Consider the following 14,273-nt stretch of genomic DNA (forward strand, 5'->3'; position numbering starts at 1 on the left):
TGCCGCCGCGCAGGATGTCGTCGCCAGCATTGCCGAACAGCATGTCGTCGCCGTTGCCGCCCGCCAGCACGTCGTTGCCGGAGCCGCCGTGCAGGACGTCGTTGCCGTTGTCGCCCCTGAGATAGTCGTCGCCCGACCCGCCATAGAGCACGTCGGCATGGCCGCCGCCCAGCAGCGTATCGTTGCCGGATCCGCCGTACAGGATGTCACGGCCGTCGCCGCCGTCCAGGATGTCGTTGCCGCTGCCGCCCTGGAGGATGTCGTGGCCGTGCTGGCCCTTGAGGATGTCGTTGCCGCTGCCGCCGATCAGGACGTCGTCGGACGTGCCGCCCATCAGGATGTCGTCGCCGCTGCCGCCCATCAGGATGTCGGAACGGGCCCCGCCGTCGAGGTAATCGTCGCCGGCCCCGCCGTCTAGCACGTCCTCGCCCCAGTTGCCGAACAGCATATCGTCGCCGTCGCCGGCGATGATATGGTCGGCCCTGCCGCCGCCGTTCAGGAGATCGGCATCGTCAGTGCCGTATTGAGTGTCGTATGCACCACCGGGAAGTGTCGCCATGAGCAGCCTCGCGCTGAATCGTTTGTCTGATGTTTCCAGTCTGTGGCGCGAATTTGGCTTAACTCTATCGATCGCTCAAGTGATGAATAGCCGGTTCACTATTTGTCACAAAATGCTGGAGAATGATTTGAGAATGGAGACAAAACGCCCCTTAACACTGGCCTTTTCATCGAATAGGCAGCGCTGTTTCTCGGCAGCGGGCTTCTGTAGATGACCGGCTGCTGGCGCCCGATGACGGTTGCGGATCTGCCCATCGTGGAGCGGGTCGCGGAGGTCGTCCATCCCGGCTATCCGGAGTCGGGCGCGGTCCCGGCGGAGCGGCTGAGTCTGTTCCCGGCGGGCTGCCTGATCGCCGAAAACGGACAGGGCGCCGTGCTGGGCTACGCCGTCAGCCATCCGGGACGGCTCGGCCGGCCGCCGGCGCTCGACAGCCTGCTCGGGCGGATCTCTCCCGACGCGGACTGCCTGTATCTGCACGATGTCGCGTTGCTTCCCGAAGCGCGCGGACTGGGCCTGGGCGAATCGCTGGTGGACCTGCTGCGGGCGCTCGGCGCCCGGTCCGGCTTTCCACTGCTGGCGCTGACGGCGGTCAACCGCTCGACACCCTATTGGAGACGCCGCGGCTTCTCCGACTATTCGGGCGATGAGATGCTAGCCGCCAAGCTGGCCTCTTATGGCGGCGACGCCGTTTACATGATCTCGGAAGTCTGACCGCCAACCATATTGCGTTGCGGCCGGTTTGCTTTTGTAAGGGAACGGCTATCGCCGTTTTGCGTTGTGATGCCGATCCAACTGGTGCGCATCGCGCGGAGGCCGTCCCATGAAGTATTCGGTAAGCTGCACGCTTGGTTACGAAGTCGCGGAGGAGACGGTCTGCCTGTTCAACTTGCAGCCTTCGCAGTTCGATCGTCAGGTCATCCTCGACGAGAACCTGGACTTGAGCGGCGGACGGGAAATCGACCGCTTCACCGTGAGCGAATCCGGCAACCGCATCTTCAAGGTGCTGGCGCCTCCCGGCAAGCTCCTGCTCAAGTACCGGGCGGATGTCGATCTGGACCCGCTGCTGGAGGATCCCGCGGCACTCAAGGCGGTGGAGCCGATCGACCTTCCGCTGGACGTGCTGCCGCACCTGAACCCCAGCCGGTTCTGCCAGTCCGACCGGCTCAGGGCCTTCGCCAACCGGGAGTTCGGGCAGATCGAGCGCGGCCACGGATCGGTGACCGCCATCTGCAACTGGATTCACGACACGCTGGAATATCTGCCCGGCAGTTCCCACGGCACCACCTCGGCGGTCGATACCATCATCGACCATGCCGGCGTCTGCCGCGACTTCGCCCATCTCGGCATTACGATGTGCAGGGCGATGGATATCCCCGCCCGCTACGTCAGCGCCTACGCCTTCCGGCTCGACCCGTCCGACTTCCACGCCGTCTTCGAGGCCTATCTGGGCGGACGCTGGTACCTGTTCGACGCGACCCGCAAGGCGGCCCTGGACGGACTGGTCCGGATCGGCCTTGGACGCGACGCCGCCGAGGTGTCCTTCTCGTCCTTCTTCGGCAAGGTGGAGCCCGACGAGATGGAGATTGCCATCACGTCGCCCGACCGCAGCGCGGAGATGGACCTGACGACCCAGGCGGTGTCGCTGTCGGAACGGTGAGGGAGCGGTGAGGCTGGCCGCCCCCCGTCAGACGTCGAGATCTACCAGCACCGGCACATGGTCCGACGGCTTGGGCTCCCAGCCGCGGGCGTCGCGCAGGACCTGCTGGCCGCGCAGGCTGCCCGCCAGCGGCTGCGTCACCCAGATGTGGTCCAGCCGCCGGCCCCGGTTGGCGGCGGTCCAGTCCTTCGCCCGGTAGCTCCACCACGTGTAGAGCTTCTGGTCGTCCGGTACGAAGTGACGGACCGCATCGACCCAGCCGATCGAGCGCTGCATGGCGTTGAGCCGCTCGATCTCGACCGGGGTGTGCGAAACCACGTCCATCATCTGCTTGTGCGACCAGACGTCGTGTTCGAGCGGGGCGATGTTGAAGTCGCCGACGACGACCATCGGCCGGTCCGCCGCACGCTCCGCCGCCCACCATGCCGTCATCTCGTCCAGGAACCGGAGCTTGTGCTGGAACTTGACGTTGACATCGGGGTCGGGGATGTCGCCGCCGGACGGGATATAGACGCTGTGGATCTCGATCCCGCCGACATGGGCGATGGCGTGGCGGCAGTCCTGCTTCTCGCACCAGTGCTGGACGCATTCGCCCGAAATCGGCCTGAGCGACAGGATGGCGACGCCGTTGTAGCCCTTCATGCCGTGGATCAGCGTGTGGACGTAGCCGCGCTCCGCCAGGGGAGCCAGCGGAAAGGTCTCGTCCACCGTCTTTGTTTCCTGAAGGCAGATGACGTCGGGCTTCTGCTCGTCGATCAGTCGAAGCAACAGGTCCAGCCTGAGCCGGACGGAATTGATGTTCCAGGTGGCGATTCGCACGGGTCTTACTCGAAATGGATGGGCTCGAAATGGACGGAAGTATCGGAGGGCCGGTACCGGGCGGCGGCACCATACCCGATCATGGCGCTTCGGTCGCGCTTTCAAACATCCCGGACAACGGAAAACGCCCGGCCAGGGGGAGGCCGGGCGCTGAAGCTCCGTTTCAGGATCCCGGATGCGGCAGGGGTAACCGGTGACCGGGCGATTGCCTCCAGGGGAAGAGGCGACGCTTCGATCAGGAAGGTGGCGGACAGACCGGTCCGAACCAATGCGGAAAATGCATATCAGGCATGAACATATGTGGAAGCTTTGACCTGCGACATAGTGCTGGTTGAAAAACCCCGAAGAATCAGGCTACGAAAAGCTTCAAGCTACTATCTGAAGGGCGTGCGACAAATCGGTCCGTTCAGGCAAGTCACCCAACTGGCGTAGGTTATATCGGGCGCACCGTTTTCCGACACCATTGCCCAGACCTGTTGCCTTATCGCGCCAGCAGCCTTACCGAGGGACAAACCTTGCCTGATACCGCGAGAGAAACAACCCTGAAGCGTCCGCGCGCGCGCGATAGCCGCCAGCCTAAACTTGCCCTTGGTCTGCTGCCGGATCTGATCGGATATAGTCTGCGCAAGGCGCAGATCGCCGTTTTCCAGAACTTTCAGAACGCCGTCGCTCCGCACGACATCACGCCCGGCCAGTTCGGCGTCCTGATCCTGATCCGCGAGAATGTCGGCCTCAGTCAGTCGGAACTGGGGTCCGCCGTCGGCATCGACCGGTCCACCATGGTCGCGGTGATCGACCGGCTGGAAAGCCGGGGTTGGGTGGTCCGGGCGCCTTCCCCCAACGACCGCCGGTCCTATGCGCTGGAACTGAGCCCCGCCGGCGCGGCGCTGGTCGAAGACCTGATCCCGCGCGTGCGGGCTCATGAACGCACGATGGCGAAGGACCTGAACAAGCAGGAGCAGGCGATCCTGATCGACCTGCTGAACCGGGTCGCCCGCGCTAGCTGACGATTTGGCCCTGGTTCGTCCGCGCTGCCGCACGGACGCCGCAGGCTTGGCCGAACGCCTTGAACAGGGCCGTGCTGTCCGGGCACTCCCAGAAGCGCCATTCGGGATGCCACTGCACCGCCAGCGCGAAAGTGGGCGCGCCGGTAACGCTCACCGCTTCGATCAGGCCGTCGGGAGCTACGGCTTCGGCGGTCAGGCCGTCGGCCAGACGGTCGATCGCCTGGGCGTGGATCGAGTTGACCCGGATTTCCCGCTTGCCGGTGATCCGTTCCAGCAGCCCGCCGGGCGTCAAGTGGACGGCATGCACCTTGGCATACTGCTCCTCCACCGGGCGGCTGTCGTCGGCCCGGTGATCCAGCTTGCCCGGCAGCTCCTGGACCCGCTGATGGAGCGACCCGCCAAGCGCCACGTTCAGCTCCTGGATGCCCCGGCAGATCGCGAGGAGCGGTACTCCGGCCGCCAGCGCTGCCCGTATGAGGGGCAGGGTGGTGGCGTCGCGCTCGGCATCGTGCAGGGTGCCCGGAACGCTGGAGGGGCCGCCATAGCGCGCCGGCTCCACATTGGAGGGGCTGCCGGTAACCAGCAATCCGTCAAGCCGCCCGACCAGCCCGGCAAGGTCCAGCGTATCGCCCAGCGCCGGGATGACAAGCGGCAGGGCGCCGGCGCCGTCGGACACCGCGCGGATATACTTGTCGCCCGCGATATGGAACGGATGATGCCCCAACTGCCGGGCACAGGCGGGAATTCCGACGAGCGGGAGAGGCGGCGCGGCCATGGACGGGGGGACTCCGGAAGTGGATTCGAGATTGGATTGGCAGGCTTTAGGGTGTGGCGTCCGGCTGCCGTTGCCAAGACGCCGGCTGGCATCTCGACTCGGGATGGCACAATATGGGATCAAATGCAGAACTTTGCCTGCAGGTGGTCCGAATCGAGAACCAAAGCAGAATGAACGGCCTGTCTAACATCCATTCAGGCCGTGATGTCGAGCAGGTCTTTCATCATGTCGCTGGATGTTCGGGCCATCGACAGGCTGGCGGAGTACGCGCGGGAGCCCAGGATCTGCTGGCCGATCTCCTGACCGGTATCGACGTTCGGGACACCGACCATGCCTTCCGCGTTGGCGTCGGACGACGATGGGTCGTACTCCGCGACGATGGGCTGCGACAGCGGCTTCAGTGATGCCTGGGTTCCGGCGCCCTGACCGTTGGCGGTACGAAGGTCGCTTTGGGTGGTCGTCAGCGGCGTATAGGGTGCGCGGCTTTCGGTGCCGGCCGCAGCCGTGCTTCCGGCATCGGGCAACCGGCCGGTGGTGCGCTGGTTGGCAAGGTTGGACGCCGACGCGTCGATCCGCTTGGTGGCCGCCGAGGCGCCCGACAGGGCTATGCCGAGAATGTCGCTCATGGTTCCGGGTCCCTTTCAACCCGATCCCATCATACGCCGAAGCGGCAGCGCGGTTCAATCGTTGCGGTGGCGCGGCAGGCGTACCGTGAAGACCGCACCGCGCACGTCAGCCGCCTCCGGCTCGCCATCCGGGTGGCGGTTGCGGGCGAAGATCTCGCCGCCATGGGCATCGACGATCTGCTTGGAGATGCTGAGCCCCAGGCCGGAATGGGTGCCGAACTTCTCGCCCGCCGGCCGTTCGGTGTAGAAGCGGTCGAAGATCGCTTCCAGCTTGCCTTTCGGCATGCCCGGCCCCTCGTCCGCGACGGTCACTTCGACGAATTCGCCCGTGGCCCTGGCGCGGACGGCAACGGTCCCGCCCGGCGGCGAGAACGACAGCGCATTGGCGATGATGTTCTGGAAGACCTGCACCAGCCGTCCTTCCAGGCCCGGCACGGTCAGGTCGGCTCCCATCGGCAGGTCGAGCAGGACGCGCGGGGCGGCGCGCTCGGCCGCCGTGGTCTCGTGGATGTCGGTCAGCATGCGCAGCATGCGTCCGATATCGACCGGCTCCGACTCCGCCCGGCTCAGTTCGGCGTCCAGGCGCGATGCGTTGGAGATGTCGCTGATCAGGCGGTCCATCCGCTGGATGTCGTCCTCGATGATCGACATCAGGCGGCGCTGCTGATCCGGGTCGCGCACCCGCGCCACCGTTTCCACGGCGCTGCGCAGGCTGGTCAGCGGGTTCTTGATCTCGTGGGCGACATCGGCCGCGAAGCTTTCGATCGCGTCCATCCGCAGCCATAGCGCCGCCGTCATGTCGCGCAGCGCGCCGGACAGGTCGCCGATCTCGTCGCCGCGCCGGCTGAAGTCGGGGATCTCGTGGTGCCGGCCATGGCCGCGCCGGACATGGTCCGCCGCCGCCGCCAGCTTGCGGATCGGCCGCGCAATGGTGCCGGCCAGATAGAACGACAGCAGCACCGTCACGGCCAGCGCCACCGCGAAGACCTTCAGGATATCGAGCCTGACCGAGCGGATCGCGGCGTCGATCTGGGCGCCGCCCCGCGACAGCATGACCGCGCCCAGCACCTGCTTGAAGCGCTGGACCGGTACCGCGACGGTCAGGATCATGCCGTGGTCGGGCGTCGTCCAGACGCTGGCGCTCAGGTCGCCGGTCAGCGCGCGGACAACGTCCTCGTAATGGTTGGCGACCTGATCGGGACCTTCGCGGAACACCGGGAACTTGTCGCGCGACGGCAGGGCGTTGACGATCCGGTCGTAGATGTCGATGGCGAGACGGGTCGGCCAGCCGCCCTGGACCGGCGGCGGCAGTTCCTCGATCTGGACCACGCCGCCGGGGCCGATCAGCACGCGGCTGTCGGCTACCAACCGCCCGTAGGGATCGAACAGCCGGGTCCGGGTATCGGTCGTCTCGACCAGCCGGCGGACCATCTGCCGCGCCAGGTCATGGGAAAGGTCGTTGGTCTCGTCGCCGTCGCGGGTGACGGCGGCCTCGCCGATGGCTCCGGCGAAGATGCGGGCTTCCGTCAGGAGCGCCTCGAGTTCGCTTTCGATCAGGCGGTCCTGGTAACGGCCGAGATAGAGCAGCCCTCCGACCAGGATCGCCAAGGCCAGGACGTTGACCGCAAGGATCCGGAGCGTCAGCGGCGAGAAAGCGCGGCGGTAGCGTTGGGACGCCGAATTCCGGTCGTGGTTCCGCTCCGGCGGTGCCGATTCGGCGCGCTTTCCTCGCGACGGCGGCGCCATCTTGCCTTTAGGCGCCTTTGGCGGACTCGCCGCCGGCGCCAGTGTCCGTTCAAGCATCGCGGTAGCGGTAGCCGACGCCGTACAGCGTCTCGATCTGGCCGAACTCGGTGTCGATCGCCTTGAACTTCTTGCGCAGGCGCTTGATGTGGCTGTCGATCGTCCGGTCGTCCACGTAGATGTGCTCGCCATAAGCGGCGTCCATCAGCTGGTCGCGGCTCTTTACGTGGCCGGGACGCACGGCAAGCGCCTTGACCAGCAGGAACTCCGTCACGGTCAGCTCGATCGGCTGGCCTTTCCAGGCGCAGGCATGGCGGGCGGGGTCCAGCAGCAGGTCGCCGCGCACGATTACGCTTGCCGGATCGGCGGTCCCCTTGTCCTGACGCATCTGCTCGCGCCGCAGCAGCGCCCGGATGCGCTCGATCAGCAGGCGCTGGCTGAACGGCTTCTTGATGTAGTCGTCGGCTCCCATGCGGAGGCCGAGCACTTCGTCCACCTCGTCGTCCTTCGACGTCAGGAAGATCACGGGCATGCCGCTGGTCTGGCGCAGGCGCGACAGCAGCTCCATGCCGTCCATGCGCGGCATCTTGATGTCAAGGACGGCCAGATCCACCGGCTTGGATGTCAGGCCGCGCAGGGCCTCGTCGCCGTCGGTGTACGTCCGGACTTCGAAGCCCTCGGCTTCCAGCGCGATCGATACCGACGTCAGAATATTGCGGTCGTCATCAACCAGCGCGATCGTTTGCGGCAACGCGCCTCTCCTTCATGCACGTTCGACGTGATGCACCCGTTCGGATGCGCGAAATGAAGCATCCGTCCGGGTGCGGAAAATCCCTCTTCCGCACCCGCACTGTGGTTTGCCAATATGGCACCATTGCGGCGCAAAATCGGGCATGCTGAGCCCAGGAAAACGGCGGTCCGACAGATGAATCCTAGCATCAAGCCACAGGCCGCTCCACCGGCCGGCCCCCAAGATGGTCAAAGTCCGGCGGCCATTGCGCGGCGTGTCATGAGGCGGGCCGACCGTGCGACGCTGGCGACCGCCCAGCGCGATGCGGGCGGCTGGCCTTATCCGTCGCTGGTGCTGACGGCCCTCGACCACGACGCGTCTCCCCTTCTGCTCATCTCAGATCTGGCGGACCACACCGCCAACATCAAGGCCGATCCGCATGCCGGCCTGCTGTTCGACGGGACCGGCGGACTTGCGGAGCCGCTGACCGGCCCGCGTGTGTCGGTGCTGGGGCGGATGGAAGTCACGGAAGACCCGCGGCATCGCGCACGCTTCCTGGCGCGTCATGAGAGCGCAGGCTTCTATGCGGGATTCGCCGACTTCACAGTCTGGCGTATGGTCGTGGAACGCGCCCATCTGGTGGCCGGCTTCGGCCGCATCCACTGGATCACGGCCGGGGACCTGCTGTACCAACTCTCAGATACCGAGACACTGGCATTGCGGGAACCCGATGTCGTAGAGCATATGAACGCGGACCATGCCGACGCGGTCGAACTGTACGCAACCGTACTGCTCGGCCAACCCGGTGGAGGTTGGAAACTGACCGGCGTCGACCCCGAAGGATGCGATCTGCGTCTTGGGGGGCGGACCGCCCGGTTGGATTTCGACAGCCCCGTCGCCGACGCGGAAGCGGCGCGGATGGAACTCGTGAAGCTGGTTCGCAAGGCGCGCGCCAGCTTGAGCGAAACTCGGGCCTGATTTCGCAGGGCCTCAAGCTAATCCGGCGTGCCGGACGAAAAAAACTGGAGAGAAGCACCGTGAAGCAATTCGGACCGACCATCAGCAGCATCGGCCTCGATTATCTGGGTTTGACCAATCTCAAGGCGGCGCACTGGAACTACAGTGCCGCGGCGCTCTATGAGCAGGCGCTGATCCGGGGTGAAGCGACGGTCGCAGCCGGCGGACCGCTGGTGGCCATTACCGGTCAGCACACGGGCCGTTCCCCCAACGACAAGTTCATCGTCCAGGAAGCGTCCACCAGCGGCGACATCTGGTGGGGCAACGTCAACAAGCCGATCACCGAAGAGGCCTTCGACCGCCTGCACGCCCGGATGACCGAGTATCTCAGGGGCCGCGAGGTCTTCGTGCAGGATCTCTATGCCGGCGCCGACCCGGAATTCCGCCTGCCTGTCCGGATCGTGACCCACAACGCCTGGCACAACCTGTTCGCCCAGAACATGTTCATCCGCCCGGCGGCACGCGACCGGGCCGAATTCCAGCCCCAGTTCACCGTCCTCCAGGTGCCCGAGTTCAAGGCCGATCCGGCCCGCGACGGCACCCGGTCCGACGTGTTCGTCCTGTGCAACTTCGCGAAGCGCCTGATCCTGATCGGCGGCTCGTCCTATGCCGGCGAGATCAAGAAGAGCATCTTCAGCGTCATGAACTACCTGCTGCCGGCCCAGGGCGTGCTGCCGATGCACTGCTCCGCCAATATCGGGCCGCGCGGCGATACCGCCGTGTTCTTCGGCCTGTCCGGCACCGGCAAGACGACGCTGTCCGCCGACGGCAGCCGCACGCTGATCGGCGACGACGAGCACGGCTGGTCGAACACCTCGGTCTTCAACTTCGAGGGCGGCTGCTACGCCAAGGTCATCAAGCTGAGCGAGAAGGCCGAGCCGGAGATCTATGCGACCACCCGGCGCTTCGGCACCATCCTCGAGAACGTCGTGATGGACCCGGATACCCGCGTGCTCGACCTTGACGACGCGCACTACACCGAGAACACCCGCGCCTCGTACCCGCTCGACTTCATCCCGAACGTCAGCGAGACCGGCATCGGCGGCATCCCGCAGAACATCGTCATGCTGACGGCCGACGCCTTCGGCGTGCTGCCCCCGATCAGCAAGCTGACGCCCGATCAGGCGATGTATCACTTCCTGTCCGGCTACACCGCGCGCGTCGCCGGCACCGAAAAGGGCGTCACCGAGCCGCAGGCCACGTTCTCGACCTGCTTCGGCGCTCCGTTCATGCCGCGTCACCCGGCGGTCTACGCCAAGCTGCTCGGCGAGAAGATCGCCAAGCACGGCTCCAACGTCTGGCTGGTCAACACCGGCTGGACCGGCGGCGCCTATGGCACCGGCAAGCGGATGTCGATCGGCCATACCCGCTCGCTCATCCGCGCGGCGCTGGAAGGTGGTCTGGCGGATGCTCCGCACCAGCCCGACCCCAACTTCGGCCTGTTCGTCCCGGAAGCCTGCCCGGACGTGCCGGCGGACGTGCTCCAGCCGAAGAACACCTGGAACGACAAGCGTGCCTACGACGAGACCGCCCAGGAAGTCGCCAAGCGGTTCGAGGCGAACTTCAAGCAGTTCGCCGATCAGGTGGAGCCGAGCGTGATCGAAGCCGGCATCAAGGCAGCGGCGTAACGCCACCCGCTTACGTCCTCGAAGTACTGGTAAGATGGAAGGGCCGCCTTGCGCGGCCCTTCCGCTTTTCCGGAACAAAACACGCTTGACGCGTGTTCATGGATCAACCTCAACAACTCGAAGAGTCGATCCATGTTTTCCCCGACCGGTTCCGGCTTGAGACGCGCGGTGTTAGGCGCCGTTCTGGTGCTCGGCATGCCGCTGCTCGCGGCGTGTGACGACACCGAGGGTCCGGCAGAACGTGCAGGCGAAGCCATCGACAACACCGCCAGCAACGTCGCCAAGCAGACCGGCGAGGCGCTGGAGAATGTCGGCAACGCGATCCAGCAGAAGAGCCGCGAAGCGAGCGACGCAATGGACGACAAGAAGCCGGCGAACTGAGCGGTTTCTCAAGACCCTGAAAACACGAAAAGCCCGCCGAACGGCGGGCTTTTTGCGTTGTGCCGTGGGGGAGCAGGGCCCACGGCAGCGATTCGGTCAACGCGTCATTTGGGAGCCAGGACCATGATCATCTGGCGGCCTTCAAGCTTGGGCATCTGCTCGACCTTGGCCAGTTCCACGAGATCGTCGCGCACCTTGATCAGCACGTTCATGCCAAGATCCTGGTGAGCCATCTCACGGCCGCGGAAGCGCATGGTGACCTTCACCTTGTCGCCTTCTTCAAGGAACCGACGGGCGCTGCGCATCTTGACGTCGTAATCGTTGTCGTCGATGTTCGGCCTCATCTTGATCTCCTTGACCTCGATGATCTTTTGCTTCTTGCGTGCCTCGTTGGCACGTTTCTGCGCCTCGTACTTGAACTTGCCATAGTCGAGGATCTTGCACACCGGCGGGTCCGCATTCGGGGAAACCTCGACAAGGTCGAGCCCCGCTTCTTCCGCGGCGATCAGCGCGTCGCGAATCGAAACGACACCGACCATCTCGCCGGCGGCATCCACCAGGCGGACGGAACGGACATTGATTTCCCGATTGACCCGCGGCCCATCACGGGACGGTGTGGCGTCGGCATTTGGTCTGGCTATGGAATAGTCTCCCTCAATTGATCCAAGCGCCTGATGCGTTTGATTTTTTACCGCCGGGTGTTCCAACCCGCCGGTGTCCAGGCGCCCGGAATGGTAGTCGATCCAGGCTTGAACGGCCTAACCCCGAACGCGCCGGAGTCAGGCCGCCCAGTGTTAGAATGGTGATTCCGGCGCGAGATTGCCAAGGGGCGACCCCGCTTCGGCCACAATTGTATTGACAGCGGCGTCAAGAGCAAGGACTTCCTGATCCTTACCGCCCAGACGACGTAATGCCACAGTCCGTTCGTCCGCCTCGCGGCGTCCCACCACCACCATCAGGGGTACCTTGGCGAGGCTGTGTTCGCGGACCTTGAAGTTGATCTTCTCGTTCCGTGTGTCAAGCACCGCCCGGATACCGGCCCGGCGCAACTGCTTCAGCACCTCTGCGCCGTATTCGTCGGCATCGTTGGTGATGGTCGCGACCACGACCTGAAGCGGTGCCAGCCAGAGCGGGAACTTGCCGGCATAATGCTCGATCAGCATGCCGATGAAGCGTTCCATCGAGCCCAGGATGGCCCGGTGGAGCATCACCGGCCGGTGACGCGCCCCGTCCTCGCCGACATATTCCGCGTCCAGCCGCTCCGGCAGCACGAAATCGACCTGCAAGGTGCCGCACTGCCAGTCGCGCCCGATGGCGTCCCGCAGCACGAACTCCAGCTTGGGACCGTAGAAGGCGCCCTCGCCGGGATTCATGGTATAGGGCAGGCCAGCGGCCTCGATCGCCTCGCGCAGCGCGCCTTCCGCCCTGTCCCAAACCTCGTCGGTGCCGGCGCGGGTGGCCGGGCGGTCCGAGAACTTCACCGAGACGTCGGTGAAGCCCAGATCCTTGTAGACGCTGAGCAGCAGGTCGCAGAAGGCGATGCTCTCCGACGTGATCTGCTCCGGCGTGCAGAAGATATGGGCGTCGTCCTGGGTGAACGCCCGTACCCGCATGATGCCGTGCAGGCTGCCCGACGGCTCGTTGCGGTGGCACGATCCGAACTCGGCCATGCGGAGCGGCAGGTCGCGGTAGCTCTTGATGCCCTGACGGTAGATCTGGACGTGGGCCGGGCAGTTCATCGGCTTCAGCGCCAGGACCTTTTCCTCGTCGGAATTGGTCGTGAACATCGCCTCGCGGAACTTCTCCCAGTGGCCGGAAGCCACCCAGAGCGCGCGGTCGATCAGCTGCGGCGTCTTGACCTCGAGATAGCCGGTCCGCTCCAGCCGGGCGCGGATGTAGTTCTCCAGCGTCCGCCACAGGGTATAGCCCTTGTCGTGCCAGAACACGGCGCCGACAGCCTCTTCCTGAAGGTGGAACAGGTCCATCTCCCGGCCGAGCCGCCGGTGGTCGCGCTTCTCGGCCTCCTCCAGCTGGTGCAGGTAGGCCTTCAGCTCCTTCTCGTCGCGCCATGCGGTGCCGTAGATGCGCTGGAGCATGGCGTTGCGGTGATCGCCGCGCCAATAGGCGCCGGCGACCTTCGTCAGCTTGAAGCCCTGGCCGATCCTGCCGGTGGACGGCATGTGCGGGCCTCGGCACAGGTCGAGCCATTCGCCCTGCCGGTAGACGGAGATGTCCTCCGTTCCGGGCAGGTCGCGGATCAGCTCGGCCTTGTACTTCTCGCCCCGGTCCTCGAAGAAGCGGATCGCCTCGTCGCGGTCCCAGACCTCGCGTACGAAGCGGGCATCGCGGGAGATGATCTCCCGCATCTTCGCCTCGATCTTTTCCAGATCGTCGGGCGTGAACGGCTCGGACCGCGCGAAGTCGTAATAGAATCCGTTGGCGATCGCCGGGCCGATCGTGACCTGCGTGCCGGGATAAAGCGCCTGGACGGCTTCCGCCATCACGTGCGCCGCATCGTGACGGATCAGGCCGAGCGTATCCGCGTGGTCGCGGGTGACGATTTCGACGGCTGCATCCGTAGTGATGCTGGTAGTGAGGTCGCGCAGGGTACCGTCGATCTTGACGGCAAGCGCGTCTTTGGCCAGCCGCTTGCCGATCGACTCGGCAATCTGCAAGCCCGTCACCGGGGCATCGTAGTCGCGCACACTGCCATCCGGCAGCGTAACCGCGACTTTCTGGATCTGTTCAGCCGTTTGCATCGTCTAAAAGCAATCATCCCAAGGAAGAAGGCGCACTCTATGCCCATTGCCGGTCGAGTCAAGCTCAGGGCAAGGGGCGTGTCCCGGCGTTATCCAGGAATCGACCCTGATGCGCGCTTTTTCTCCGCCATCAGCTCGTCGTAGACCGCCAGCGTGTCGGCGCACATGCGGTCCTTGGTGAAGCGCGCGTTGACGTAGGCCATCGCACGGTCGCCCAGAACTGCACGCTGGCCGGCATCCAGCGACAGCGCGTCGGCCAGGGCCTCCGCCAGCGCGTCGGCGTCGTTGGGCGGAACGGCCCAGGCCGTTTCCCCCGCGATCACCGTCTCGCGGACGGCGCCGTGGTTGGTCACGATGACGGGCCGGCCCATGGCCTGAGCCTCGACGATGACCCGGCCGAAGGCTTCGGGATCGCTCGACGCGGACACCACGACGTCGGCCAGCATGTAGGCAGCCGGCATGTCGTTGCAATGGTCGACCAGACGGACGACGCCTTCCAGCCCCAGCCGCCTGGTCTGTTCCTCCAGCTCCTGACGATAGCCGGTGCGGCCCTGGTCGGAGCCGACCATCAG

The 14,273-nt window shown here is 65.3% G+C and carries 16 protein-coding genes; 7 read left to right on the forward strand and 9 right to left on the reverse strand.

All coding sequences use genetic code 11. The annotated features are described in order from the left end of the window. The coding region (locus AC5JJ6_RS19570) for a calcium-binding protein (RefSeq protein WP_496043664.1) at positions 1-559 on the reverse strand (559 nt) is incomplete at its 3' end. Between AC5JJ6_RS19570 and AC5JJ6_RS19575 the strand changes: the two genes are divergently transcribed. The 3 genes from AC5JJ6_RS19575 to AC5JJ6_RS19585 all read left to right on the forward strand — a co-directional run bounded on the left by AC5JJ6_RS19575 (position 558) and on the right by AC5JJ6_RS19585 (position 2,216). Further along, a complete protein-coding gene (locus tag AC5JJ6_RS19575) occupies positions 558-773 on the forward strand; it encodes a hypothetical protein (protein ID WP_496043665.1) in 216 nt (71 codons plus the stop codon). The genes AC5JJ6_RS19570 and AC5JJ6_RS19575 overlap by 2 nt on opposite strands. Further along, the gene (locus AC5JJ6_RS19580; protein WP_496043666.1) at positions 770-1,270 is read left to right on the forward strand and encodes a GNAT family N-acetyltransferase; all 501 of its coding nucleotides are present in this window, start codon (positions 770-772) and stop codon (positions 1,268-1,270) included. The genes AC5JJ6_RS19575 and AC5JJ6_RS19580 overlap by 4 nt, the downstream gene beginning before the upstream one ends. A gap of 109 nt (positions 1,271-1,379) precedes the next feature. Further along, positions 1,380-2,216 (forward strand): transglutaminase-like domain-containing protein, encoded by an 837-nt coding sequence (locus AC5JJ6_RS19585; RefSeq protein WP_496043667.1) that lies wholly within the window; start codon positions 1,380-1,382, stop codon positions 2,214-2,216. A gap of 27 nt (positions 2,217-2,243) precedes the next feature. On the opposite strand, the gene xth is transcribed toward AC5JJ6_RS19585, so the two are convergent. After that, complete coding sequence (xth, locus tag AC5JJ6_RS19590) at positions 2,244-3,035, reverse strand: exodeoxyribonuclease III (RefSeq protein WP_496043668.1); 792 nt, start codon at positions 3,033-3,035, stop codon at positions 2,244-2,246. Positions 3,036-3,550: 515 nt separating this feature from the next. Between xth and AC5JJ6_RS19595 the strand changes: the two genes are divergently transcribed. Further along, positions 3,551-4,042: a MarR family winged helix-turn-helix transcriptional regulator gene (locus tag AC5JJ6_RS19595; RefSeq protein WP_496043669.1), complete on the forward strand. Its 492-nt coding sequence runs from the start codon at positions 3,551-3,553 to the stop codon at positions 4,040-4,042. On the opposite strand, the gene AC5JJ6_RS19600 is transcribed toward AC5JJ6_RS19595, so the two are convergent. From AC5JJ6_RS19600 to AC5JJ6_RS19615, 4 genes are all read right to left on the reverse strand, one after another. Continuing rightward, positions 4,035-4,817 carry a gamma-glutamyl-gamma-aminobutyrate hydrolase family protein gene (locus AC5JJ6_RS19600; RefSeq protein ID WP_496043670.1) on the reverse strand — a complete coding sequence of 261 codons (783 nt, stop codon included), beginning with the start codon at positions 4,815-4,817 and terminating at the stop codon, positions 4,035-4,037. The genes AC5JJ6_RS19595 and AC5JJ6_RS19600 overlap by 8 nt on opposite strands. A 194-nt stretch (positions 4,818-5,011) precedes the next feature. Further along, complete coding sequence (locus AC5JJ6_RS19605) at positions 5,012-5,443, reverse strand: flagellar basal body rod protein FlgC (RefSeq protein ID WP_496043671.1); 432 nt, start codon at positions 5,441-5,443, stop codon at positions 5,012-5,014. A 54-nt stretch (positions 5,444-5,497) separates the two neighbouring features. Further along, complete coding sequence (locus tag AC5JJ6_RS19610; RefSeq protein WP_496043672.1) at positions 5,498-7,246, reverse strand: stimulus-sensing domain-containing protein; 1,749 nt, start codon at positions 7,244-7,246, stop codon at positions 5,498-5,500. Continuing rightward, positions 7,239-7,937: a response regulator transcription factor gene (locus AC5JJ6_RS19615; RefSeq protein WP_496043673.1), complete on the reverse strand. Its 699-nt coding sequence runs from the start codon at positions 7,935-7,937 to the stop codon at positions 7,239-7,241. The genes AC5JJ6_RS19610 and AC5JJ6_RS19615 overlap by 8 nt, the downstream gene beginning before the upstream one ends. A gap of 174 nt (positions 7,938-8,111) precedes the next feature. Here AC5JJ6_RS19615 and AC5JJ6_RS19620 point away from each other — a divergent pair, with 174 nt between their 5' ends. The 3 genes from AC5JJ6_RS19620 to AC5JJ6_RS19630 are packed head-to-tail and all read left to right on the forward strand — an operon-like array spanning position 8,112 to position 10,942. Beyond that, positions 8,112-8,894, forward strand: a complete 783-nt coding sequence (locus AC5JJ6_RS19620; protein ID WP_496043674.1) for a HugZ family pyridoxamine 5'-phosphate oxidase — start codon at positions 8,112-8,114, stop codon at positions 8,892-8,894. A 59-nt stretch (positions 8,895-8,953) separates the two neighbouring features. Next, positions 8,954-10,561: a phosphoenolpyruvate carboxykinase gene (locus AC5JJ6_RS19625; RefSeq protein WP_496043675.1), complete on the forward strand. Its 1,608-nt coding sequence runs from the start codon at positions 8,954-8,956 to the stop codon at positions 10,559-10,561. Between the two features lie 48 nt (positions 10,562-10,609). Next, positions 10,610-10,942, forward strand: coding sequence for a hypothetical protein (locus AC5JJ6_RS19630; protein WP_496043676.1), 333 nt, complete (start codon positions 10,610-10,612; stop codon positions 10,940-10,942). 104 nt (positions 10,943-11,046) lie between these two features. Here the strand turns inward: AC5JJ6_RS19630 and infC are convergent, their stop codons facing one another. From infC to AC5JJ6_RS19645, 3 genes are all read right to left on the reverse strand, one after another. Continuing rightward, entirely contained in the window at positions 11,047-11,583 is a 537-nt protein-coding gene (infC, locus tag AC5JJ6_RS19635; RefSeq protein WP_044431717.1) for a translation initiation factor IF-3, read from the reverse strand. A 153-nt stretch (positions 11,584-11,736) separates the two neighbouring features. Beyond that, positions 11,737-13,701 (reverse strand): threonine--tRNA ligase, encoded by a 1,965-nt coding sequence (gene thrS, locus AC5JJ6_RS19640; RefSeq protein WP_496043677.1) that lies wholly within the window; start codon positions 13,699-13,701, stop codon positions 11,737-11,739. 89 nt (positions 13,702-13,790) lie between these two features. Further along, positions 13,791-14,273: glycosyltransferase (locus AC5JJ6_RS19645; RefSeq protein WP_496043678.1), on the reverse strand; the 483-nt coding region annotated here is incomplete at its 5' end.

This window comes from Skermanella sp., from assembly GCF_059503625.1.

Excerpts from the sequence above, each read along its gene's own strand:
- thrS (WP_496043677.1), bottom strand. The coding sequence starts at position 13,701 with ATGCAAACGGCTGAACAGATCCAGAAAGTCGCGGTTACGCTGCCGGAT.
- AC5JJ6_RS19600 (WP_496043670.1), bottom strand. The coding sequence starts at position 4,817 with ATGGCCGCGCCGCCTCTCCCGCTCGTCGGAATTCCCGCCTGTGCCCGG.
- AC5JJ6_RS19605 (WP_496043671.1), bottom strand. The coding sequence starts at position 5,443 with ATGAGCGACATTCTCGGCATAGCCCTGTCGGGCGCCTCGGCGGCCACC.
- AC5JJ6_RS19585 (WP_496043667.1), top strand. The coding sequence starts at position 1,380 with ATGAAGTATTCGGTAAGCTGCACGCTTGGTTACGAAGTCGCGGAGGAG.
- AC5JJ6_RS19620 (WP_496043674.1), top strand. The coding sequence starts at position 8,112 with ATGAATCCTAGCATCAAGCCACAGGCCGCTCCACCGGCCGGCCCCCAA.
- AC5JJ6_RS19575 (WP_496043665.1), top strand. The coding sequence starts at position 558 with ATGAGCAGCCTCGCGCTGAATCGTTTGTCTGATGTTTCCAGTCTGTGG.
- AC5JJ6_RS19610 (WP_496043672.1), bottom strand. The coding sequence starts at position 7,246 with ATGCTTGAACGGACACTGGCGCCGGCGGCGAGTCCGCCAAAGGCGCCT.
- AC5JJ6_RS19580 (WP_496043666.1), top strand. The coding sequence starts at position 770 with ATGACCGGCTGCTGGCGCCCGATGACGGTTGCGGATCTGCCCATCGTG.